General features: G+C 59.2%; 21 protein-coding genes. 10 read left to right on the top strand and 11 right to left on the bottom strand.

Going from position 1 to position 21,254, the window contains the following annotated elements; all coding sequences use genetic code 11:
• Window positions 1-6 precede the first annotated feature (6 nt).
• The 5 genes from WCA10_RS02620 to WCA10_RS02600 all read right to left on the bottom strand — a co-directional run bounded on the left by WCA10_RS02620 (window position 7) and on the right by WCA10_RS02600 (window position 4,449).
• Window positions 7-951: an MBL fold metallo-hydrolase gene (locus WCA10_RS02620; protein WP_472820931.1), complete on the bottom strand. Its 945-nt coding sequence runs from the start codon at window positions 949-951 to the stop codon at window positions 7-9.
• A 77-nt stretch (window positions 952-1,028) separates the two neighbouring features.
• On the bottom strand, window positions 1,029-1,361 hold the full coding sequence (locus tag WCA10_RS02615; RefSeq protein WP_472820930.1) for a YbaB/EbfC family nucleoid-associated protein: 333 nt from the start codon (window positions 1,359-1,361) through the stop codon (window positions 1,029-1,031).
• 16 nt (window positions 1,362-1,377) lie between these two features.
• Window positions 1,378-3,285: a DNA polymerase III subunit gamma/tau gene (dnaX, locus tag WCA10_RS02610; RefSeq protein ID WP_472820929.1), complete on the bottom strand. Its 1,908-nt coding sequence runs from the start codon at window positions 3,283-3,285 to the stop codon at window positions 1,378-1,380.
• 127 nt (window positions 3,286-3,412) lie between these two features.
• Window positions 3,413-3,808, bottom strand: coding sequence for a hypothetical protein (locus WCA10_RS02605; protein ID WP_472820928.1), 396 nt, complete (start codon window positions 3,806-3,808; stop codon window positions 3,413-3,415).
• Between the two features lie 62 nt (window positions 3,809-3,870).
• Window positions 3,871-4,449: an SET domain-containing protein gene (locus tag WCA10_RS02600; RefSeq protein ID WP_472820927.1), complete on the bottom strand. Its 579-nt coding sequence runs from the start codon at window positions 4,447-4,449 to the stop codon at window positions 3,871-3,873.
• 50 nt (window positions 4,450-4,499) lie between these two features.
• Between WCA10_RS02600 and WCA10_RS02595 the strand changes: the two genes are divergently transcribed.
• A complete protein-coding gene (locus tag WCA10_RS02595; protein WP_472820926.1) occupies window positions 4,500-5,231 on the top strand; it encodes a tetratricopeptide repeat protein in 732 nt (243 codons plus the stop codon).
• A gap of 134 nt (window positions 5,232-5,365) precedes the next feature.
• Here the strand turns inward: WCA10_RS02595 and WCA10_RS02590 are convergent, their stop codons facing one another.
• On the bottom strand, window positions 5,366-6,274 hold the full coding sequence (locus WCA10_RS02590; protein ID WP_472820925.1) for a prepilin peptidase: 909 nt from the start codon (window positions 6,272-6,274) through the stop codon (window positions 5,366-5,368).
• Between the two features lie 134 nt (window positions 6,275-6,408).
• Here WCA10_RS02590 and WCA10_RS02585 point away from each other — a divergent pair, with 134 nt between their 5' ends.
• A complete protein-coding gene (locus WCA10_RS02585) occupies window positions 6,409-7,512 on the top strand; it encodes an SMP-30/gluconolactonase/LRE family protein (RefSeq protein ID WP_472820924.1) in 1,104 nt (367 codons plus the stop codon).
• A gap of 46 nt (window positions 7,513-7,558) precedes the next feature.
• On the opposite strand, the gene WCA10_RS02580 is transcribed toward WCA10_RS02585, so the two are convergent.
• Window positions 7,559-8,899, bottom strand: a complete 1,341-nt coding sequence (locus WCA10_RS02580) for a S41 family peptidase (RefSeq protein WP_472820923.1) — start codon at window positions 8,897-8,899, stop codon at window positions 7,559-7,561.
• Between the two features lie 160 nt (window positions 8,900-9,059).
• Between WCA10_RS02580 and mazG the strand changes: the two genes are divergently transcribed.
• From mazG to WCA10_RS02560, 4 genes are all read left to right on the top strand, one after another.
• Window positions 9,060-9,956 carry a nucleoside triphosphate pyrophosphohydrolase gene (gene mazG, locus WCA10_RS02575; RefSeq protein WP_472820922.1) on the top strand — a complete coding sequence of 299 codons (897 nt, stop codon included), beginning with the start codon at window positions 9,060-9,062 and terminating at the stop codon, window positions 9,954-9,956.
• Complete coding sequence (locus WCA10_RS02570) at window positions 9,953-10,753, top strand: GNAT family N-acetyltransferase (protein WP_472820921.1); 801 nt, start codon at window positions 9,953-9,955, stop codon at window positions 10,751-10,753. Before mazG ends, WCA10_RS02570 begins: the two co-directional genes overlap by 4 nt.
• A gap of 78 nt (window positions 10,754-10,831) precedes the next feature.
• Window positions 10,832-11,962, top strand: a complete 1,131-nt coding sequence (gene menC, locus WCA10_RS02565) for an o-succinylbenzoate synthase (RefSeq protein ID WP_472820920.1) — start codon at window positions 10,832-10,834, stop codon at window positions 11,960-11,962.
• A gap of 18 nt (window positions 11,963-11,980) precedes the next feature.
• Window positions 11,981-12,433: a GNAT family N-acetyltransferase gene (locus WCA10_RS02560; RefSeq protein ID WP_472820919.1), complete on the top strand. Its 453-nt coding sequence runs from the start codon at window positions 11,981-11,983 to the stop codon at window positions 12,431-12,433.
• 72 nt (window positions 12,434-12,505) lie between these two features.
• On the opposite strand, the gene WCA10_RS02555 is transcribed toward WCA10_RS02560, so the two are convergent.
• Window positions 12,506-13,312, bottom strand: coding sequence for a hypothetical protein (locus WCA10_RS02555; protein ID WP_472820918.1), 807 nt, complete (start codon window positions 13,310-13,312; stop codon window positions 12,506-12,508).
• A 331-nt stretch (window positions 13,313-13,643) separates the two neighbouring features.
• Between WCA10_RS02555 and WCA10_RS02550 the strand changes: the two genes are divergently transcribed.
• From WCA10_RS02550 to WCA10_RS02535, 4 genes are all read left to right on the top strand, one after another.
• Window positions 13,644-14,390, top strand: a complete 747-nt coding sequence (locus WCA10_RS02550; protein WP_472820917.1) for a YebC/PmpR family DNA-binding transcriptional regulator — start codon at window positions 13,644-13,646, stop codon at window positions 14,388-14,390.
• A gap of 216 nt (window positions 14,391-14,606) precedes the next feature.
• Window positions 14,607-15,242, top strand: a complete 636-nt coding sequence (locus WCA10_RS02545) for an acyloxyacyl hydrolase (RefSeq protein WP_472820916.1) — start codon at window positions 14,607-14,609, stop codon at window positions 15,240-15,242.
• 56 nt (window positions 15,243-15,298) lie between these two features.
• On the top strand, window positions 15,299-16,249 hold the full coding sequence (ftcD, locus tag WCA10_RS02540) for a glutamate formimidoyltransferase (RefSeq protein ID WP_472820915.1): 951 nt from the start codon (window positions 15,299-15,301) through the stop codon (window positions 16,247-16,249).
• A 99-nt stretch (window positions 16,250-16,348) separates the two neighbouring features.
• Window positions 16,349-17,302, top strand: a complete 954-nt coding sequence (locus WCA10_RS02535) for a hypothetical protein (RefSeq protein ID WP_472820914.1) — start codon at window positions 16,349-16,351, stop codon at window positions 17,300-17,302.
• A gap of 75 nt (window positions 17,303-17,377) precedes the next feature.
• Here the strand turns inward: WCA10_RS02535 and WCA10_RS02530 are convergent, their stop codons facing one another.
• The 3 genes from WCA10_RS02530 to lpxD form a co-directional block, all read right to left on the bottom strand.
• Window positions 17,378-19,240, bottom strand: coding sequence for a sensor domain-containing diguanylate cyclase (locus WCA10_RS02530; protein ID WP_472820913.1), 1,863 nt, complete (start codon window positions 19,238-19,240; stop codon window positions 17,378-17,380).
• Window positions 19,241-19,337: 97 nt separating this feature from the next.
• A complete protein-coding gene (locus WCA10_RS02525) occupies window positions 19,338-19,718 on the bottom strand; it encodes a hypothetical protein (RefSeq protein WP_472820912.1) in 381 nt (126 codons plus the stop codon).
• Complete coding sequence (gene lpxD / locus WCA10_RS02520) at window positions 19,715-20,767, bottom strand: UDP-3-O-(3-hydroxymyristoyl)glucosamine N-acyltransferase (protein ID WP_472820911.1); 1,053 nt, start codon at window positions 20,765-20,767, stop codon at window positions 19,715-19,717. The genes WCA10_RS02525 and lpxD overlap by 4 nt, the downstream gene beginning before the upstream one ends.
• Between the last annotated feature and the right edge of the window lie 487 nt (window positions 20,768-21,254).

Below are 21,254 nucleotides of genomic sequence, written 5' to 3'. Positions count from 1 at the left end.
CCCCTCCTAAACGGTACGGTAGACAATACCCACGAACATGTCGGGCGAGCCGCCACGAAGCCAGTCGGAATCGAATGAAGCCGTCGGTTTCTTAGCGACTACTTCCTGCTCGCTCGCGCCAGCCTTCTTGAGGGCGGCAATGTTATCGCGCACCGCTGAGAGCATGTCGACGTACTTCTTCAAATCGGCTTTGTTGCCCAGCGGACCGTGGCCGGGGATGATCTTGGTAGAGTCGCCCGCGAGTGTGAGCGACTTTTGTGCCGCGTCGATGGTGCCCCCGATGGAACCACCGCTTCCTTCATCGATAAACGGGTAGCTCTTATTGAAAAAGATGTCGCCGCAGTGGAGCACGTCGGCATTGTGGAAATGGATGTAGATGTCGGTGTCGGTATGCGCAGGGTCGTAGTGGACAAGATCGATGCTGTCGCCGTTGTGGTTGTTGTGCATCGAGGTTGCAAAGGTGGTTGCTGGAAGAGCGCTCTCAGGGTATGCAGGCAGAGACATGTGAAAGAGCTTCATCTCGGCGGGCTGCGCCATGCGGACCTTTGTCTTCTCGTGGGCAATTACGTGAAACCCGGCAGCGTGCATGCCTTCATTGCCGTCGACGTGGTCGACGTGCCAGTGCGTGTTGACCAGCGCATGAGGTGCATCGGTGCTGATTGCGGCGATGGCCTCGCGGATGTGGGGAACGGCGGTGGCGAAACTGGAATCGATGAGGATGTTGCCGTCTTTTCCGCTTTGGATGGCCATGTTGCCGCCGGCGCCCTGCAGCAGCCACAGGTTGTCGTAGAGCTTGGTGGTCTTGATCGGCGTCGACGCGCCCGTTGCGCGCATCTGCGCGAGACGATCGGCTGGGGGCGCGGGTGGCGCAGCTTGCGCAAAAATCCAACGCGGCGCGAGCGTTGCTGCTGCGCCTGCCGTACCAAGATAGAGAAAGCTTCTGCGATTCATCTCGCCTGACATCCTGACCTCCAGGTCCTACAAATCGATGGGGGAAAATCTCAGCACAAGCAGCGAAGAATTCGAGTCTAACCGAGCCCGGGAATGTTGAGGTTCAGCCCGCCGAGTGCGCCCTTCACGCTGGACTGGATAGCTTCGTCGGCCTTGTGGCCGGCATCGTTTACGGCGCCCACGATCAGCGCCTCGAGCATTTCCACATCGGGGCTGGGACCACTGAAGCTGGCGACGGCCGAAGGGTCGATCTTGATCTTAAGGAGCTCTCTTTTGCCGTTCATGGTCACTGTGACGGCTCCGCCGCCGGTCGATCCTTCGACCACCGTTTCCGCCAGCTTGCGCTGCATCTCCTCCTGCATTTTGTTGGCCTGGGAGAGCATTTCGGCGATCTTGAGTGGGTTTACCATTGCGGCCTCCTCGGATCTATTTGCTGCGCAGGTCGACCACGCTGCGCACTTCGGCTTTGAAGATTTCCTTCGCACGCTGCACCATGGGATGTTCGAGCGCGGCCTGCTGAATGCTGCCCTGGACGGGTGCGGCAACGGAAGATGTGGCGGCCACGCCCTCGCCGGGGATCACCATGAATCGAGTGGGCGCACCAACGCGCTGCAACTCCTGCTTGATAATTTTTTCGGCGGCGGCATTGACAGTGAGGGCCAGCATCTTCTTGCCGATTCCCGGAACTTCGATACGCAGGCTGCTGGCTTCGAGCGTGAGACGCGCCGTGGAGAGCAGTTGCGATGCGGATGCGTGTCCGTTCTGGGCCAGGCCCGCAACGATGGCGCGTTGAACGGATTCGGGAGTAAGAGAGGAAGGGGTATTTTCAGCCGGCGCTGATACCGGTGCGAGAGGCTCAGGATCAGGCACGCTGTCAGGATCGCTTGCTGTCTCGAGCGGTTCAAGATCGCTGGGTCGTGGCTGAGGAGTGCGAAACGGAATGACCGACCCGGCATGCGCGGCTTCGGGAAGAGCCGCTGCCAACGCTACCGAGCCGCTTACCGCATGACTTTCTGCGATGGGTACGGACTGCATCACGGGGCCGGAACCGAACGGTGAGCGCGGTGGCGGAGCGCTGGACGCTGGCGAAGAATGAGATACGGGCGATGCGCTTCGTGCGGGCGCGGTGGATGTGCGCGGGGAAGATGCTCCGCGGCTAACCGGCTTGCCACTCGACACGGAACTGAGCAGTTCTTCGAGCGGAAGCAGGCGCTGTGCATGGACCAGTTTCATCAGGCCTAGCTCAAGGTGAAAGCGCTGCTCCTGCCGATAGTTCAAATCGTCGAAGGTCCGCAGCATGATCTGCAGGTTGCGCGTGATCTCCTCTTCGCCGAAGAGCAAAGCGGTGCGCGCAGCGCGGGCGCGCTCGTCGGAAGAGATCTGCAGCAGCTCGGTTTGCTCGCCGCCAAGCTTGGCCATCAGGGTATTGCGCAGGTAGCGAACAATCTGCCGGGCCAGGGATTGCGCGCTGTGTCCTGAGTTGAGCAGGTCGTTCAACTGCGTCATGACGGGTGCGCTTTCGCCCGCCGCGACCGACTCAAGCAGATGCTCAAAGACGGTGTTGGGAACAGATCCCATCAGCTCGCGAATCTGGGCTGTAGACAGGACCGGGCGACTTTCTGCGTCGACTGGGGCGGAAGCAATGGCCTGATCCATAATGCTGAGCGCGTCGCGCATCGATCCGTCGCCGGCTTCGGCCAGTAACGCGAGCGCTCCCTCTTCGGCCTCGACCTTCTCCTCCGCGGCGATCATCTTGAGCTGCGCGAGGATGTCATCGAACTTGACCGCGTGAAAGCTGAAGTGCTGGCAGCGGGAGCGAATGGTTTGCGGAATGTTCTCGGGCTCCGTCGTTGCCATCATGAAGATGACGTGCGAGGGCGGCTCTTCGAGCGTTTTGAGCAGCGCGTTAAAGGCGGCTTCGGTGATCTGGTGAGCCTCGTCGAGAATGTAAATCTTGTAGCGGTCGCGGGCGGGCGCGTAGCGGGCTGCATCGCGCAGTTCGCGAATTTCGTCGATGCCGCGGTTGGTAGCCGCGTCGATCTCGATCACGTCGACGGCGTTGCCCTGGCGGATTTCGACGCAGGAGTCGCAGACGCCGCAGGGTTCCGGCGTTGGCCGCTGCGCGGAGCCAATCTCAGTGCGGCAGTTCAGCGCCTGGGCAAGGATGCGGGCGATGGTGGTTTTGCCGATGCCGCGATGGCCGGAAAAAATGTAGCCGTGGGCGATGCGATTCTGGGTAAGCGCGTTCAGCAGGGTGCGCGTAACGTGATCCTGGCCGACGACGTCGGCAAACTTTTGTGGCCGATACTTGCGAGCCAGAACCTGGTAACCCATGCGAGCGAAGACTCCCCAGCCCGACGATTTTTGATGCGGGCGCTAGATGGGATTGTATCGTTCCGGGGCGAGCGACGGCGGAGGTGGAAAATGTCGCCGCAGGAGCTTTCAGAATGTGGGAAACGGCTCAGTTCGCGTCGAGGTTGAAGCTGATGTCGTTGAGCCATTCGGCGATCAGGTCTTCGTCTCCGGGATCGAAGACGTAGGCATCGTTAAGCAGGAGAATCGTGGCCCAGTAGACGAGGTCGCGTTCTGAGATCATCTCGAAACGCTTGTGCTCAAGGGCGTTTGAGATGTGTTCGCGGGTGATGACGATGCCGGGCTCGGGGATGGGAAATCGGTTATTGGCAGAACGGCGCTGGGTGATGCCTTTGGAGGTCTCTTCCCTGGGATCGAAGTTGATGTCGAAGGCTCCTGCAAGAGCCTGCAGCATTTCGTCCCGGCCGACCTCGAAAAGGGCAAAGCGGCGCAATAGGTCGAGTTGCACATCGGTGAGGGGCGGCTGCTCTGGCTCTTGCGTCATCCTGCCCTATGCTATCCCCCGAGCGCCTCAATGTGTATCGGCTTTCGCGGGGACGCATTTCGTCAGGCCGCGTCTTCCTCTTCCACGACGGCGGGCTGGCGGGGAATGGGGATCTCGGTGGCGCGGGACCGGCGTTTTGCCGCTTTCTTCTTTTCGGCTCTGCGGGCTGCGGCTTTGCGGCGGCGTATCTCCTGGGGAGAGTACATGGTGCCGCGGCAGCGTTTTGCCCCACAGTTGCAGATGGCCTCGTCTTCGCCCCCGTCGTAGAGGCAGTAGTCGTAGGTAATTTCTTCTCCCGGCACGATGCTGCGGATGGCCTTGATCCAGACGCGGCCCCGAACCTCCTCGGTCTCACAATTTGGCCGGCAACTGTGATTAATGAACATGGCCATGCAATGACCGTCGATGACGATGGAGCCGTCGCCGAGTCCAAATAAGTAGGTAATGGGCGAGTCTTCGTTGGCCGAGTCGGCTTGGTCTTTACTGAGACGTGGCCCGGTGTACTCGGCAACGCGCGTGCCTTTGCGAACCGCAGTGGTGCTATAGCAGCCGGCGGCATGGATGGCAGAAGAACGAATGATGAGCGCCATGGGGAATGCGGCTTTTTCCTGGAGTGGGTTGAAGTCCTGTATGCATCGCATCGTACCATTGATGTGATGAGAAATAATGGCGCGACGCGAAAAGAATTGAAATGAATCTGAGATTTCACAGTGCGCTTGCGTTTGGATGCGGCTTGATGGCGGCGACGGCGCTATATGCGCAATCGAAACCGCCCAAGCAGCAGCCGATGCCGCCGGCGAACCCGACGCAACAGCAGCCCGCACAGAAGCCGGCTGGCGATTCGAATCCTTTTCCGGTAGATACGAACAACGTACCGGTGGTGCCGATGAGCGAAGAGCCAGCGATTCCGCAGCCTGTGCCGGGCACCGGCGAAAGCGCGGGAACGACGAGCCTGCTGCATGACGATACCGATCCTGTGCACAGCCCCGACGATCCACCGCCCGGCGCATCGGACTCCGGCGATGGATTCAGCTCGAGCCTGACGGGAGCCAACGATGTGAACATCCCGGATGAACCCAGGCCGGGCAAGCACGGGAAAAAGAGCGACGAGCCGGTGGTCCACCAGGTAACCGCGAAAGAAGATGAGGATGTTGGCGCATTCGAGCTAAGCCGGAAGAACTGGAGGGCCGCCCTGTCGCGGTACCAGTCAGCCGTGATTACCGACGCTGAGAATCCTGATGTGTATTGGGGACTGGCAGAGGCGCAGCGCAATATCGGCGACTATGCGAATGCCAAGGCGAACTACCGCAAGGTGATAGAGTACGATCCCGACAGCAAACACAGTAAGGAAGCGAAGAAGTGGCTGAAGGAACCGGATCTGGCGCATGCGCCGGCGGCGCCGGTGAACCAACAGCCACAGTAATCGACCAGCCGCACACCCTTCAAAAGCACTGTCATTCCAACCGACCGAAGGGAGTGGAGGAACCTGCAGTTGTTTTCGCCTGGGCCTCGTGCGCTGATCTTCATCACAACGAACACGATGAGGGCTGGATTTACTTAACGCAATCCCACAAGGCGTAAGTAAGCCGCGATCAGCGGCTGCCCCCAGAGGGCGCTGATGACTCCGCCGACGCATAGCAAGGTGCCAAGGGGCATCTTCGACAGAAGCCATGTGTCGGATTCACGTCGCGCCGTGGGAATGGCGAGGACGACGAGTGCAAAGACTGCGCCGAGCATGACGCCGATGGCGAAAGACAGCAGCGCGCCTGAGAGCCCAAGCCACGCCCCCAGCATCGCCATCAGCTTGGCATCGCCGAGGCCGATGCCCTCGCGGCGGCGAATGAGCCAGTAGGTCCAGCGGATGAGGAGGATCAGACCAGCGGCGGCAAGGGCGCCTTCCATCGAGCTCAATATCGCCTGTCCAATCTCATATCGAATCACTTCAAATCTGTTGACGGTGTCGTGAAACGGAGAGAGTGCATCGAGCGTTGCTTTGGCGATTGCAAACAGGAACCCAAGAGCAATTCCCGGGAATGTGATCCAGTTAGGAAGCCAAAGACGCTCGGAGTCGAGTGCTGCAAGCGCTACGAGAAGCCAATAGAACGTGAACATTGCGATGACAACCACCAAATCCCAGAGGAGGATGGTGACTGGCATCGATGGCTTGAGAAGCTCTGGCATAAACTGCCAGGCAGGAACCGCCCATAAGGCTCCTACAGCCAACTCCACCAGCGGATACCGCCAGCTAATTTTCGTCTTGCACGTGCGGCAGCGGCCGCGCAACGCGATCCAGCTTAGGAGCGGGATGTTCTCCCACCACGCGAGCGTTCGTCCGCAATTGCGGCAGTGCGAGCGCGGCTTGACGACACTTTCGCCTTCGGGCCAGCGACTCAGGCACACGTTCAGGAAGCTGCCGAAGGCCAGCCCCAGCAGCGCCGCCAATATCGTGCCGAGAATGCGGATCATTTAAAAATCACCGGGAAGGTTGAGTATACGGCCACACGGTGTGTGCGTAAGACGTTGCGGAAGTTCTTGCCGTTCATCCCATCGGACATTCAGAATGGACAGCGTTGTCTGCTGGTTCAGAAAGGAAGGATTGAGTGAATTGGCCGAGGCTGCTGTTGCTTGCTGTTTTGACGATCGCGTGCGGCGGATCAATCGCCGGCCAGCAAAGGGTGGCCGCGCAAAAGGCCGGGCGGGTGCCGCTGGACTCCACTGCCGTTAAGCTCGATCGTCTCGACCCTGCCATCGACCAGATCGTCCCCAAAGACGCGAAGCTCGAACGGATCGCGACTGGCTTCAAATGGGTCGAAGGGCCGGTGTGGATCGAGGGCTCGCTCTATTTCGCAGAGATCCCCAGCAATACCATCCGTAAGTGGACGCCGGGCTTCGGTGTAAGCAAGGTTCTTGGATCGACTGGCTACCAAGGAATGCGCCCCTATGGCGGGCCGGAGCCGGGATCGAACGGGATGACCCTTGATGTCGAGGGGCGGCTGACCATCGCAGGACACGCGCGGCGCGACGTCTATCGGATTGACTCGCCCTATATGAGAGGTCCGTGGACAGTCCTTCCGTTGACGATGCTTGCCGACTCGTATCAAGGCAAGAAGCTCAACAGCCCTAACGACCTTGTGTACCGCTCTGATGGTTCGCTCTATTTCACAGATCCGCCGTACGGCTTGCGCACGCAAAAGGATACCGACCCGGAGAAAGAGCTCAAGGTGAACGGGGTCTACCGCATTCCGCACGCATTCGATCAGAAGTCCGCCGAGCCCACGCGCTCCGAGCTTCAATTGCTTATTTCCGACCTGCCCCGTCCCAACGGCATCGCGTTCTCCCCTGACGAAAAGGTCCTCTACGTCGACAATTCGGAGCCGAAAAAAATATGGATGCGCTACCGTGTGCAGCCGGACGGTTCTCTCACGGACGCGAAGCTCTTCTACGATGCGACATCCGATACGCGGCAGGGCGCTCCCGACGGCATGAAGGTGGACGAGAAGGGAAATGTCTACAGCACGGGACCGGGAGGGGTCTGGATCTTCTCACCGGAAGGGAAGCCGCTGGGCACAATCGTCATGCCCGAAAAATCAGCGAATGTCGCGTGGGGCGGGCCTGACCGCAAGACGTTGTACATCACCGCGAGCACCAGTATCTACCGTATCCATCTCATGATCGCCGGTGCTCCTCTGGTCCGCGGTCGGTAACCGTTTGTCCACTTCAAGATTGCGGTCCCTGCAGTATAACGGGCTGCTATTGGTCCTTCTTGCCTTCTTTCTTGCTTTCCTTTTCCCGCGCTTCACGTAGCTTGTCGCCGGCCAGCTTCTCGGCGGTCGTCAGGGCGTCGTCGGCCTTCACCGCAACATCCGGCTCCACGCCAGTCCCTTCCCAGTCCTTCTGCGTCACCGGATTGATGGGCCGGCCTTCCGGCACACCTATTTGAAAATGGTCGTCAATGCGATGTCCCGACACCGGGTGCGCGCCGCCGCCCGTCGTTTCACCCACCAGTGTCGCGCGCTTCTGCGTCTTCAGGTCGTAGCAGAACTCCTCGCCTCCGGAAAACGTGCGCTTTGACGTCAGCACGTAGACAGGCTGCGTCGCCAGCCGCGTTCCCGGCACGTAGGGCAGCGTCCAGTATTGCGTTGTCTTGTCGCCGTGACGGTAGTAGAGATCGTTAATGTGGGTCTCTTTGTCGAAGAGGTACGACACCACCATGTCCACCATCTTGGGGTCGCCGCCGCCGTTCTGGCGCAGATCGAAGATGATCGCACCCGTATGTGCAAGGAAGCCCATGGCAGCGACCACCGTCGAACCGCACCACTCGGGCGGTGCAAACTCGTCGAACTTCACATAGCCGATATTGCCCGGCAGGATTTCCACTTTGTCCCATCCGCAGTTCTGGTGCTCCAGCTCTTTGCGGAACCGCGCCTCGTCTTCGGGCGATGGACCGCTCTCGTGCTCCGGTGGAATTTTGAAAGGTGCATAATTCACGTGCAGATGCCTGTCGTGGCTCACGGCCCGCATATCGTCCGTCAACTTTGTTGCGAAGGTGCTGCCATCGGTGATCTTGTCGTAGTCTCCCGCCTTTTCATGCGCGAGCACTGCGTCGGCCATCTTCTGGGCGCCATCGGAATAGATGTAGTTCTCCTTCAGCTGCGCGATTGCTCCATCAATCACAGCTTTGCGCCGCGCCGCATCCAGCGTTATGTCCTCCTCTTTGGCGCCTGGAGGGATGGCGCGCAGTCCAAGGTTTTCTACGGTGCCAGCGGTCGCTTCCTTGATGTTGAGGGAGCCCAGGGCAACCGTGGTGCCATTTTTCTCGCGAACATGAAACTTGATGACGAGTGGCTGGCTGCTGTCGATCGAGAGCAAATTGAATCCACCAGTCTGGTTATGGAAGCCCATCATCCCGTCGGCATTCTCCGATGGATCGTACTTCTTGATGTAGGCTTCGATCTTCCCGCGATCACCGTTGTTGAAGGCATCGAGCCATGCGGCCAGCGCGTGCCCCGCGGGCGTATCGGGAATGGCAGGCGCCTGCGCAAAGGTGAATGCGGAAGAAAGGAGCAGAAGGCCAAGGAGTTTGTGAAGCATGGAAGAACCTCCAGCGAGCTGAATTGCGAAGCGGAGAGGGAAGTGCTGCGGGGGAGACGGTACTTCTGATCATGAGACGGCGCCGCGAGACCGCCGGTTAAAATGAAATCACATGGACGCCCCTCCTGCCAGTCCAAATTCAAAAGCACTCGCGGATATCATGCAGACCGATCCGGCGCAGGCCGCAGCGCTATTTGAGCGGTCGATCGCAATCATGGCTCGGCTACGTGCCCCAGGCGGTTGCCCGTGGGATCGCGAGCAATCCTTCGACACCATCCGCAAATACACGCTGGAAGAGGCCTACGAGGTCTTCGACGCGATCGAACGGCGTGACTTTCCGCACCTGGCGGAAGAACTGGGCGACCTGCTGCTGCAAGTGCTGTTCTATGCGGAGATGGCTGCCAACGAAGGCCACTTCACCATCGCAGACGTGCTCGACCACCTGAACCGCAAGCTAGTGCGGCGCCACCCGCACGTCTTCGGCGAAGAAGCTTCCCGTGCCGCCGGTAATGAAGCGATTGTTGATTCCGCAGTTGAGGGATCGTCGGCCAAGGTGCTGCGCAACTGGGAAGAGATCAAGGCCGCGGAAAACGCCGCGAAGTCTTCGACAGAAGAACCGAAGTCGCGCCTCGACTCTGTGCAGCGAGCAATGCCGGCTCTCGCAGAGGCCGCGAAGATCGGCGCGAAAGCGGCGAAGTCCGGCTTCGATTGGCCGCACTGGCGCGACCTGCTGCCCAAGCTGGCGGAGGAAACGGCGGAGCTGGAAGCGGAGGCTGCGGCGGGAGAAGTATCCAATGATCCCGCAATCAAATCTGCTGTCGAGGCAGAGCTGGGCGATCTGCTGTTTACAGTCGTGAATCTCGGGCGGCATCTCGGCGTCGATGCGGAGATGGCGCTGCGCGGCTGCAATCTGCGTTTCAGACGTCGATTCAAACAAATGGAAATGGATTCGAAGAAACCACTTGAAGAATTGAAACCTGAGGAACTTGAAGCTCTCTGGACCGAGGCTAAACGCAGACTGGCGGAAGCGGCGGCCGCGCGGGAGATGGGACGATGATCCTGATCCGCGCGTGTTCGGGGCACGATGAGCTAGAAGCCTGCGTCCAGATGCAGATTGAGACGTGGGGCTACGACGATACCGACATTATTCCGCGCAAGGCATTTCTGGTGGCACAGAAGATCGGCGGACAGGTTCTCGGCGCGTTCGATACCGATTTGCCGGGCGCAGGACCCGAAGGAACGCCGGAGTCAATGATAGGTTTCGCCATGTCTTTGCCGGGCGTGAAGACGGGCAAGAAATCCACAGACGGAAATCCACAGCCCTATCTCCACTCGCATATGCTGGCGGTGCGCGATCACTACCGTAATCGGGGGCTTGGAGCGCAACTCAAGCTGGAACAACGACGTGAGGCGCTTTCACGCGGCATCCGGCACATGGAATGGACCTTCGATCCCCTGGAGATCAAGAACGCGCATCTCAACATACACAAGCTTGGCGCGATCGTTCGCAGCTATTATGTGAATTTTTATGGTGTATCCTCTTCTCGACTCCAAGGTGGACTTCCCACGGACCGTCTGGTTGCGGAATGGTATCTCGACTCGGATCGAGTCAACGGTATCCTGGAAGGCCGGCCCCCGGTCGTTTATGAGATTGAAGAACGCATCCTGGTCCCAGCCGCCATCTACCAATGGAAGGCTTCCCCCGGTGGCCGGGAGCAAGCGCTTGCTGTCCAGTTGCAGAATCGGCAGAAGTTTCAACAGGCCTTTTCCAAAGGATTAGCCGTCGTCTCGTTTAGCCGGGACGCGGAAGGTAACGGAGTCTTCGAACTGGGCCGCTGGGCCCAACCGGCGTAACTCTGAAAGGGTTTTCAGAGCCGGCTCAAGGAAGTACCAACATCTTCTTAAGCTGTCATCCGAAGGAAGCCACATTTTATGAGAATTGATGGAATTGTTCTCCGCGAGCTGCACCTGCCGCTGGTGCGTCCCTTTGAGACAAGTTTTGGCGTAACCCGCAACCGCAGAATTCTGCTGGCCGAGGTCCGGTCAGAAGGACTCGTAGGCTGGGGCGAGTGTACGGCAGGCGAGCGGCCGCATTTTTCAGGCGAGTCGACGGATACGGCGTGGCAGGTAATCGTGAACGAGCTGGGGCCAATGCTGGCAAGTGCTACGGTGGAGCACGGCGGTGATTGCCCGAAGATTTTCAATGTCGTGCGCGGCAATCCCATGGCCAAAGCTGCGCTGGAAAATGCGATCTGGGATCTTGAGGCGCAGCGCGACGGCATTTCGCTGTCACAGTTGATTGGCGGCGTGCGTGACCGCATCGCATGCGGCGTGTCGCTGGGAATTCAGAAATCGATTCCGGAACTGATGGACATTATCGAAAGGGAACTGGCCTCTGGCTACCAGCGTATCAAGCTGAAATGCAAACTGGGCTGGGACGTGGAAGTCTTCGAGAAAGTGCGTACGCAGTGGCCCGACATCATGCTGAGCTGTGACGCCAACTCCGCGTACAAGCTGCGCGATGCCGACCACCTCGTTACCTTCGACGCTTTTGACTTGCTGATGGTGGAGCAACCGCTGTGGCATGACGATTTCTACTATCACTCGATGCTGCAAAAGCGCATGAATACGCCGATCTGTCTCGACGAGTCGATTCGCAACCGGCGCGACGCGCTGGCCGCGATCGAGATGGAGTCGTGCAAGATCATCAACATCAAACTGGGTCGCGTGGGAGGGTTCTCCGAAGCGATTGCGGTCCATAATGCGGCGCAGGAGCGCGGGATTCCGGTGTGGTGCGGCGGGATGCTCGAGTCGGGTGTGGGGCGCGCGCACAACATTGCGCTGTCGACTCTCGAGAACTTCCGCCTGCCCGGCGATGTCTCGGCGTCAGCGCGCTACTGGAACGAGGACATCATCGAGCCTGAGGTCACGGTTACTGCGGAGGGCGAGATTCTCGTTTCGGACGCGCCGGGACGCGGGTACGAGGTGCGCACAGACCTCGTTGAACAACTCACGGTCCGCAAAGAGGAGATTCGCGCCTTCGAGCTGGTGGGTCAAAACTAGAGAACGATCCGGGCAGATATGAACGAAGCCATCGAGGTCGTACGGTCGCTGGAGTTGCGGCACGGCGACCTCGAACTGCGTCTGGCTGATTACTCAGTGCATGCGTATCACCGGGTGCCCACGTATTTCTTCCGCATGATGAGCATCGACCGCGCCGAAGAGATGGGTACCGTGAATCTGCGCATCGGCTCAACGCCGCATCTGGAGCGGTACGCGGGACACATCGGCTATGGAGTTCATCCCGCGTTTCGCGGCCATCGTTACGCGGCGCGTTCGGTCAAGCTGCTGCTGCCCGTGGCGCGCAGTCTGGGAATCGATCCTTTGTGGATTACCTGCGATCCGGAAAATTTGGCGTCGCGGCGGAGCCTGGAGATTGCGGGAGCGGAATTGATTGAGATTGTGGATATCCCGGAAGACTGCGGCATCCGCAAGTATGGGGACAAGACGCGCAAATGCCGCTATCGGCTGTAGAGTGTGTTTCGATGACGGCGCGGCGGATTTTAGAAATCGCCATTTCCATGATGCACGGCTCTGCGCAGTGGGCTAATGGTTCCCAATTGGTCCTCGGTCGTGATGGCCCCAGTCGAAGCGGCGGCCGAGGATGCCTTTGACGATCCAGTGATCGGTTGCTGCAGTGGGTCCTACACCGACGCCGAAGTTGATCTCCCACTTGGGCGAGACGTTCAGGTCGATGGCAGGGAAGATCTGCTGCTGCTGATCGTGCAGAGGGGCGATGTCGGTCAGGCTGCCGTAGTCGGCGTAGTACTCCACGCCGCCTGCGACGGCCTTGGTGAAGTTCCAGCTCACTTTGACCGCTGGCGCGAAGTCGAGACCGAGATTTACATCCGGACCGTGCCATGTGCGTTCGAGTGCCGGGTTGACGGCCCAGTAGAAGCGGCCCTGCTGTTTGTCGATGATCGGGCGGATCTCCCACGTCCAGGTGTCGCGGTCGAAAAAGGCGCGCTGGTATCCCGCTTCCATCGAGAGGCTGACGCCCACGGGCCAGTGCCACGCCTCGGGCACGCGCACACGGGGACGAATGTGGTCGCCGACCCATTGCACGCCGGTGCCGCTCTGCTCGCTCGTAAAGATATAGAAGCCGACCTCGGCCCAGTCGTTCAATCCCTGCGTGATTTCGATGGTCTCGTGCTCGGCGCGGTTCGTGGGATCGACGCCATTGATGAAGCGCTTTTGGCCAACCGCGGTGAAGTTCGAATGAAGTTCGACCATGGTACTGCGCCGAGCCTGCGTTTCAGAGCCGTAGACTTGGATCTCGTAGTTGCCTTGGGCGTGTGCGAAACCGGCTCCGGCGGCGAGGACAAGAAAGAGGACGGAAAGAAGGCGCTTCAAGCAGTCTCCTGAGATGGGCAGGTTTGGGGGCGGGTGAACGCGAGCGATTTCTTTCTTTGATTCCGATTCTCTCGAAATTGTAAGCGGTCGCGAGGCAGGGATCGGCACAATCCCTGCAAGTGAACTCTTTTTCATTTTTGAATATGGCGGCGGGCGGGCACCGGCCCGTGAAGGAGTGCATTGACCGGGGCGGAGAAAAGGGCTTAGGAAAACCCGGGAATGGCCGTTCCCAGGCTTACGGGGCCGGTTTTCGCCGTACCTTCCCGGTGGTATACTCGCAGGGGCGGGTGCGCCTGCTGCACCCGCATTTTCACGTTTACTGAGGTTTTCCATGTCCGGGCATTCCAAATGGGCCACAATCAAGCACAAGAAGGGCGCGCTGGATGCCAAGCGCGGCAAGATCTTCACCCGTCTGCTCAGGGAAATCGCCATGGCTGCCAAGGGCGGCGGCAACCCTGACAGCAACGCTCGGCTTCGCACGGCCATTGCCGCGGCCAAGGCCGAAAACATGCCGCAGGAAAACATCAAGCGGGCCATCCAGCGCGGTACCGGCGAGCTGGAAGGCGTGAGCTACGAGGAGATCACCTTCGAGGGTTACGGCCCCGGCGGCGTGGCAATCGTAGTGGAAACGCTGACCGACAATCGCAACCGTACCGTCAGCGAAATTCGCCACGCCTTCTCAAAGAATGGCGGCAACCTTGGCTCGACAGGTTCGGTTCTGCACATGTTCTCAAAGAAGGGCGTGATCGACATCGAGAAGGCCAACGCCACCGAAGAACAGCTGATGGACATCGTGCTGGAGCACGGCGGCGAGGATCTGCGCGACGAAGGCGAAGTGTGGGAGATCGTGACCGATCCGCATGGCTTCGAGAGCGTGTTGAAGGCGGTCAAGGCCGCGAACATCTCTCCGGCCTCGAGCGAAGTTACGATGCTGGCTTCAACCTACACCAGGCTGGAAGGACCGGCGGCCAACCAGATGCTCCGATTGCTCGAGGTGCTCGAGGACTTCGACGATACGCAGAATGTGTACTCGAACTTCGATATGGACGCCGAGCAAATGGCGCAGATGGCTGGATAAGAACGGGCTGGCTGGCAATCCGAAGGCCGCCTGAAGATGGCGGCCTTTTTCATGGAATACAGAATTCTAGAGATAGGAAAAAAGGGAAGAGCGTTGACCCCAACTGCGAAGATTCTCATTTTGGCATTATCGATAACCGGCACAACCATGACAGCTTTCCCTCAGTCGTCATCCCCTTCTTCGGGTGTGGCTATTGAAAGCCATGCAGCTAAGAGAGTGCCTCTCGATGAAGAGTCCCCCGTCGCCCAGGTTCGCAAGAATCGGAGCTGGGAGTATGCGCCCTTTGTGAATTACGGCAACGGCATGGGCGGCGATCGCTCCAACTATCATTTCCTCTCGCTCGGTGTTGAAGCAGGCAAAGTACTGACGCCGACGATTCACGCCGGCATCCTGAGCGGGCAGTTTCAACTCGCGGTGAATGTCATGCCGTTCTGGCAGGCGTATACGCCCGCTCCCCACACTCAGACATTCGTTTTTCAGGGTGTGACGTACGACGAGCCGGTAGGAGGCGGAACCTACACAGGCGCCAGCCTCACGCCGGTGATCTTCCGATGGAATTTCCTTACGCACTCGAAGCGGGTGCAGCCCTGGTTTCAAGGAGCAGGCGGACTCATCTACACATCGCACAAATTTCCGCCGGATGTGCTGGTGCCGCATGGAACGCCAGGCGGGACATCGGTCTGGAATTTTTCACCGCAGGGCGGAATCGGCGTCCACTACTTCACGCGCCCCAGGCGTTCCATCGATCTCGGCGTGAACGCAGTTCACATTTCGTCGGCTTCGCTCGGCGACCACAATCCGGGCGTGAACGCCAGCATCCAGGTACAAGTCGGTTACACATTCTGGAAGTGAAAGGCAGCCGTGCGTCGATCAGACAAAGAAGTTCGCGCGCAAGTTGAAAGACAAAGATGAAAGATGCCGTTGTTGAGTGCGTTCCGAACTTCTCTGAAGGCAGGGATGCCCGGCGTGTAGAAGCCATTGTCGCTGCGATGCGGGTGGAAGGCGTGCGCCTGCTCGATTGGTCGATGGACGCGGACCACAATCGCTCGGTCGTCACCATTGCCGGCGCACCGGCTGCCGTGCTTGAGTCCGCGGTGCGCGGAGTCGGAAAGGCAGTCGATCTGATCGATCTCACCAGCCAGCAGGGCTTGCACCCTCGCATCGGCGCTGCGGATGTTGTCCCGTTTGTTCCCGTCTCCGGCATCAAGCTGGAGCAGTGCGTGATGCTTGCGCGGCAGGCCGGCCTTGAGATCTGGAGGCGGTTCGGCCTTCCCGTCTACTTCTACGAATCTGCCGCCTCGCGCCCTGATCGCGCGAACCTCGACGATGTGCGCCGCGGGCAATTTGAAGGATTGCGCGACGCTGTGCGCAAAGAGCCCGCGCGAAGGCCGGATCTTGGCGGACCGGGATTACACCCAACGGCTGGGGCTTGCGCGGTAGGGGCGCGCAGGTTTCTGGTGGCATACAACGTTTATTTCGATTCCGCCGATGTCGCGGTGGTGAGGGCAATTGCGCGCGAAGTACGGACGGCCTTCGGCGGTTTGCAAAGCGTAAAGGCGCTCGGGGTGCTGGCGCACGGGCGCGCTCAGCTCACTTTGAACATCACCGATTTTGAGGCGACTCCCGTCTCTCAGGTGTACAGCACGGTATCAAGACTGGCCTTAAAGCACAAAACTGTGCCGATCGCGGGCGAGGTCGTGGGATTGATCCCAGAAGCCGCCTGTGAGCGGGAAAGCGAGTGGATGCGTCAGTTAAGTGAGTTCGACGACGAGACCAGGATCCTGGAGCGCCGGCTTGAATCGCCGTTGTCCTGGCCTGGCGAAGGTAACAGTACCGATACCAAACTGGTCAACGTCTAAAAACTGTGCAGAGGTAAAATGAGAATGCAGGGCAACGCATATTTTCCTGCTTCCACAACGGATAAAGACGGGAGCCGCGTGGCTTCCCGGAGGGTTAGAGTGCTCAAGTTTATTGTCAGGATTTCAGTTTCCGCGCTGCTTGCAACCGTGACAGTTGCGGCACAGGCGGCGCAGCTTTCCGGTGATGCCCGCGCGGCCATTCCGCACGACGTACAGCAGTTGGTAGTAATTGACTACCGCGCCATGCAGAACTCCAACACGGCGATGGAACTGCGCGATCGCGTCATGCCTCCGGAACTGAAACAGTTCGACGAGGCAATCCGCAAGTCCGGCCTGAACGACAATCACGACGTTGACGAACTCGCGTTTGCGCTTTTTCGTACCAGCCCCACCAGTGACAGCCTGGAGACAGTGGGCATTGCTCAAGGTCAGTTTGACGTGCAGGGCATCATGGCCAACTTCCGCAAACAGAAAGTGCAAGGCAAGCTTGTTCGCACCAACCGCGTGTATCCCCTGGCGCACACCGGCATGGTTCTGTGCTTCTTCGACCCTTCAACCATGGTTTTCGGAAGCATGGAGGCGGTGAGGGCGGCTCTCGATGTACGCGACGGATATGCGCCGGGACTGCTGACCAACGGACCCATCATGGAAGCGATGCAGTCGGTTGATTCCGCGCCATTGTGGAGCGTGCTCGACAAGACCGGAACCCAGACGATGATGAAGGCGGTCCTGGGAGAAGCGGGGACCGTAGCGGACTTCGAATCGGTGCGCAAGCGCCTTGATTCATCGTGGTATGGCATGAATTTTCAACACGGCGTGAAGTTCGATTTGACCATTTCTACCGGCGACTCGTTTGCCGCGGCCACGGTTTCATCGCTGCTTTCGGCTGCCATCGTCTACAAGAAGATGAGCGGGGACGAGACGGAAAAGGCGGCCTTGGCGGCGACGGATATCAGCTCGAGTTCCGGACAGCTGAGCGTCCACTTTGCCACTTCGGACAACGACTTCAACAGCCTGCTGAAGTCCTCGCTGTTCCAGAGCATGGTGCACTGATCCTCACAATTTCGCTGCGAAAAGCAGTTTCGCAAACGGGAGCCTCGGCTCCCGTTTTGCTTTGACCAACCTTGGTCATCTGGCCTTGAGTGAGGCTTCAGGTTGCACTTCAAGGTCGGTGCTGCAAACCCGGTTGCGCCCACCGTGTTTCGCTGCATAGAGAGCTTTATCGGAGCCACTCATCAGAATGGATTGAGACTGGCCAAGCGAAGGGATGATGGTCGAGCAGCCGACCGAGATCGTGACGCAACCGAGCGGATTGGTGTTATGGAGGAGTTTCCGGTGGCGTACTGCCGAGCAGATTAGTTCGGCGACCTCGATCGCGCCGGCGGCAGGCGTATTGGGAAGAATGATGGCGAACTCCTCGCCCCCGATGCGTGCAACAAGGTCGCTGGTCCGGCTCACAACCACTTGCGCAGCTTCGGCAATTTGCTTGAGACAGCCGTCCCCGCTTGGATGCCCGTACGTGTCGTTGTACGACTTGAACCAGTCCACATCGAGCACAAGCAGCGACAGAGGCAGGTTTTCACGTATGCCACGCCGCCATTCGCTTAAGAGGCACTGATCGTATCTGCGTCGGTTGGCGACACGCGTCAGGGCGTCGGTTAACGAGAGCGCCTCGAGAGCGGCATTGGCCTCCTTCAACTCCAGTTCTGCTTTCTTGCGCCGGGCGATATCCCGCACCATATTGAGGATCCCCACCGGTTCGCCCGTGGTAGGATCGCGCACCGGACGAAGATTCGCTTCGACCCAGACGAAATCTCCGTCCTTGTGTCTTACGCGGCACTCCAGCAAGCCGCCGTTACCCCCCGATCGCAGATCGCGAACCAGGCTCTCCGCCATGCTGCGATCCTCCGGATGCACCAGCGAGAGACTATTCATACCGAGTAATTCTTCTCGGCCCCATCCACCCCACATTGCCGCGGATGCAGATACGTAACTGCGGTGTCCATTGAAATCGGCCAGGATGATGACGTCTCTCGAATTCTCGGTGACAAGATTGTGAAGCGTCACAATCTCCCTCAACTTCTCCTCAGTGGAGCGAAGAGTGTCGACCACTGCCGAGGCCGCATACAGCATGAAAATTCCGCAGGCCAGGTAGAGCTGGAAGAGAACCATCGGGCTGATGGGGGTAATTGCAGTGATCTTTGCGAAGGGACCTTCTCCCTGCAGAGTGAGCCAGCCGCCAACCGCAGCCACAAAGAGGGAACTGATGTTTGCGCATGCAAATCCAAAGCGTAGCAACCCTATGGCAACCAGCGGATAGATGAGAAGGACTACGGGCACCCGCACCTGGGCGAATGAAAGTACGGTCACTGCGACCATCGACGCCATATAGATCCAACGCGCTTTCGAGTTGGAGCACATCTTCAGCCCTGATTGGAGCAAAGAAATAAATGTCGGAACAACCACTGCGTACCCCAGCGAGTCAGTCGTAGTCCAAACCGTCATGACATGCCACGGCGAGAGGCCAGACCAGCGCGAATAGACCAGCCCGAATATCAGGCCCGCGATAACCGGCGCAGTCAGAACCGCATACGCAGAGAAGCGCAAAAGGTAGCGCCAATCTGCAAAGTGCGGCATCTGTGCCGAGCGTCCTCGCAGCAAGAACGCGGCGATGGCTACTTCCAGAATGTTCAGCGCACTCAGCGCGAGGCAGGTTTGCCACCGTTGAGGATGCGCCGCGAGACCGCCGGCGAGCATTGCGAAGAAAGCAACTGCGAAGTAGTGCTTCCAGCGCCATCGCGGAGCAAGGAGCAGGTAGGAGAGGAGCAGCCCGTTGGCGATCCAGACCAAGCCCGCACCGTCTTCAATCCCAACGAAGTATGTGGCAGACAGGATGCCCACAAAACAGCCGGCAAGTCGCAGAGCCGGTTTGTAATGTCGGGACGGACCTGTCGTTAGTTCCTTCGCGCAAACTGATGGTCTGTCCCCCATGTCGGTGCCTTGTGAGATATATCGGCACAAATCGCCTGACAATCAAGGAAATCGTCATTTCTCTCAGGTTCGATCGACGTGGGAGGGATCTCCCGGATTAATTCCGAGGCTGGAGAGCCGGATAGAACTCTGCTTTCCCATCGGGCAATAGAACAATCTGAATGCTGCCCTCCTGCTTTTCGTAGAGCGTTGGTCCCTTCACCAACACCTGGTGGCCGCCTGCGGCTGTGTATTGCACGCTGATGGGACCGCTGTCGCGGATCTGAATTCGATGATGGTATACGGCGTCCGCTGCCAGCGTATCGGCTCCGAAGCTTGCGCTCGGGTAGTCAACTTCAAGCAGTGTGATGGCGCCGCCGGTGTGATTTTCGACGGTAGCCTCGATGTGATACGAGTGGCATCCGCTGATCAGGGTTAGACCAAGCAGGCCGAGCGATGCGGCGACAAGCCTCTGCGTCAGGCGCGCATTCCTCTTCATCCCTTGTCCTTGTCTTCGGTGGCTGGTTCGTCGGCTGGAGTTGAGGCCGCGACGCGTTTTTCAAGCCGGTCCAGGCGCTTCAGCAATTCCGGCAGACGTTGAAAGACGGCTACGGCGCGCAGCCAGATGCGATTGTCGAATCCGGGCGATCCCGAGATCGTTTTGCCCGGGGGCACATCGTGGCTCACGGCGGACTGAGCGGTGAGAATCACGCCGTCGCCGACACTGCAGTGACCGGCGATCCCGGTCTGACCGGCAAGAATCACGTTGTTGCCAACCACGGAGGAGCCGGCCAGACCGGTCTGCGCGCACACCAGCGTGTCGTTGCCGATGCGCGAGCCGTGGCCGACTTGCACGAGGTTGTCGATCTTGCTGCCGTCGCCAATCTCGGTTGCGCCAACGGTGGCACGGTCCACGCATGCGTTGGCCTGGATATCGACGCGGTCGCCGATGCGCACCGGTCCGGATTGGGGAATTTTTTGCCAGTGACCTTGATCGTTTTTTGAAAAGCCGAAGCCATCGGCGCCGACGATCGCTCCATTTTCGAGCGTGACGTTGTCGCCCAGTTCGCAGGCTTCGCGCACGACGGCATGCGCGTGGGCAAAGAAATGGCTTCCCGTCTTCACGCCGGGATACAGCACGACATGGGGCAGCAGAGTGGCGTGCGGCCCGAGTTTCACGTTGGGACCGATTACGACGTAAGCGCCGATGTGGGCTCCCTCGCCAATCTGCGCGGTGGGGTCGATGACGGCGGTGGCATGAACGCCGGCTGGGTAGGAGGGCGGCTGGTAAAAGAGGGCAAGAGCGCGGGAAAAAGCGTGGTAAGGATTCTTGATTCGCAGGGTCGCCGCGGCGATCTCAGGAAACTCCGGCTCGACCAGCACCGCAGCGGCGCTTGTCTTGCGCGCAAGTCCGGCGTACTTTGGATTGGCGACAAAGGTGATTTCCGAGGCTCCAGCGTCCTCAATCCCTTTCACTCCAGTGATTTCCAGTTCCGCGTCGCCGCGCAGTTCCGCGCCCAGCCGACTTGCCAGCTCGCCAAGTTTCATCGAGGAGATTGTAACGGAGCGGGCTGGAAGGGAACTATTGTGCGGCGGGATGACGATTCAGCAATCCCGAGAGTAGTTTGCGCCGAAGCGGTCTGGGGAGGCTGGATGTTGGTCTCAGACGGAACACTTTTCGTTGTTGCCGATTGAGCGGCCGTTCGCTCGGTTCGAATTTCTCTAGCGCTGTCATCCTGACGCGCAGCGGAAGGATCTGCCGTTGCCCTTCGTTACTTCCGCATCGGCGGTAATCCAACGCCCAGATCGGTTTTGTGTCAAAGCACGACTTTCAGTCGTGCCGCAAAGCACCGAAAAACGACGGACTTCAGCCCCTGAGGGAAGCTTCAACCCAAACTTCCGCATAGACGGTGATCCGACCGCAATGCCTATTCTCCAATCGAATGGGCAGTCATTCTACTCTCGTGCGGGATCAATTCGGCGTGGCCTTACGTCTGCACAGTTCTGCCAGTTGCACAAGAACCGAGATGACGAG

The organism is Occallatibacter sp. (assembly GCF_049582745.1).
Taxonomy (GTDB): domain Bacteria; phylum Acidobacteriota; class Terriglobia; order Terriglobales; family Acidobacteriaceae; genus Telmatobacter.
The sequence above is the reverse complement of the archived record's forward strand: the minus strand, read 5'-3'. Positions and strand labels throughout refer to the sequence as shown.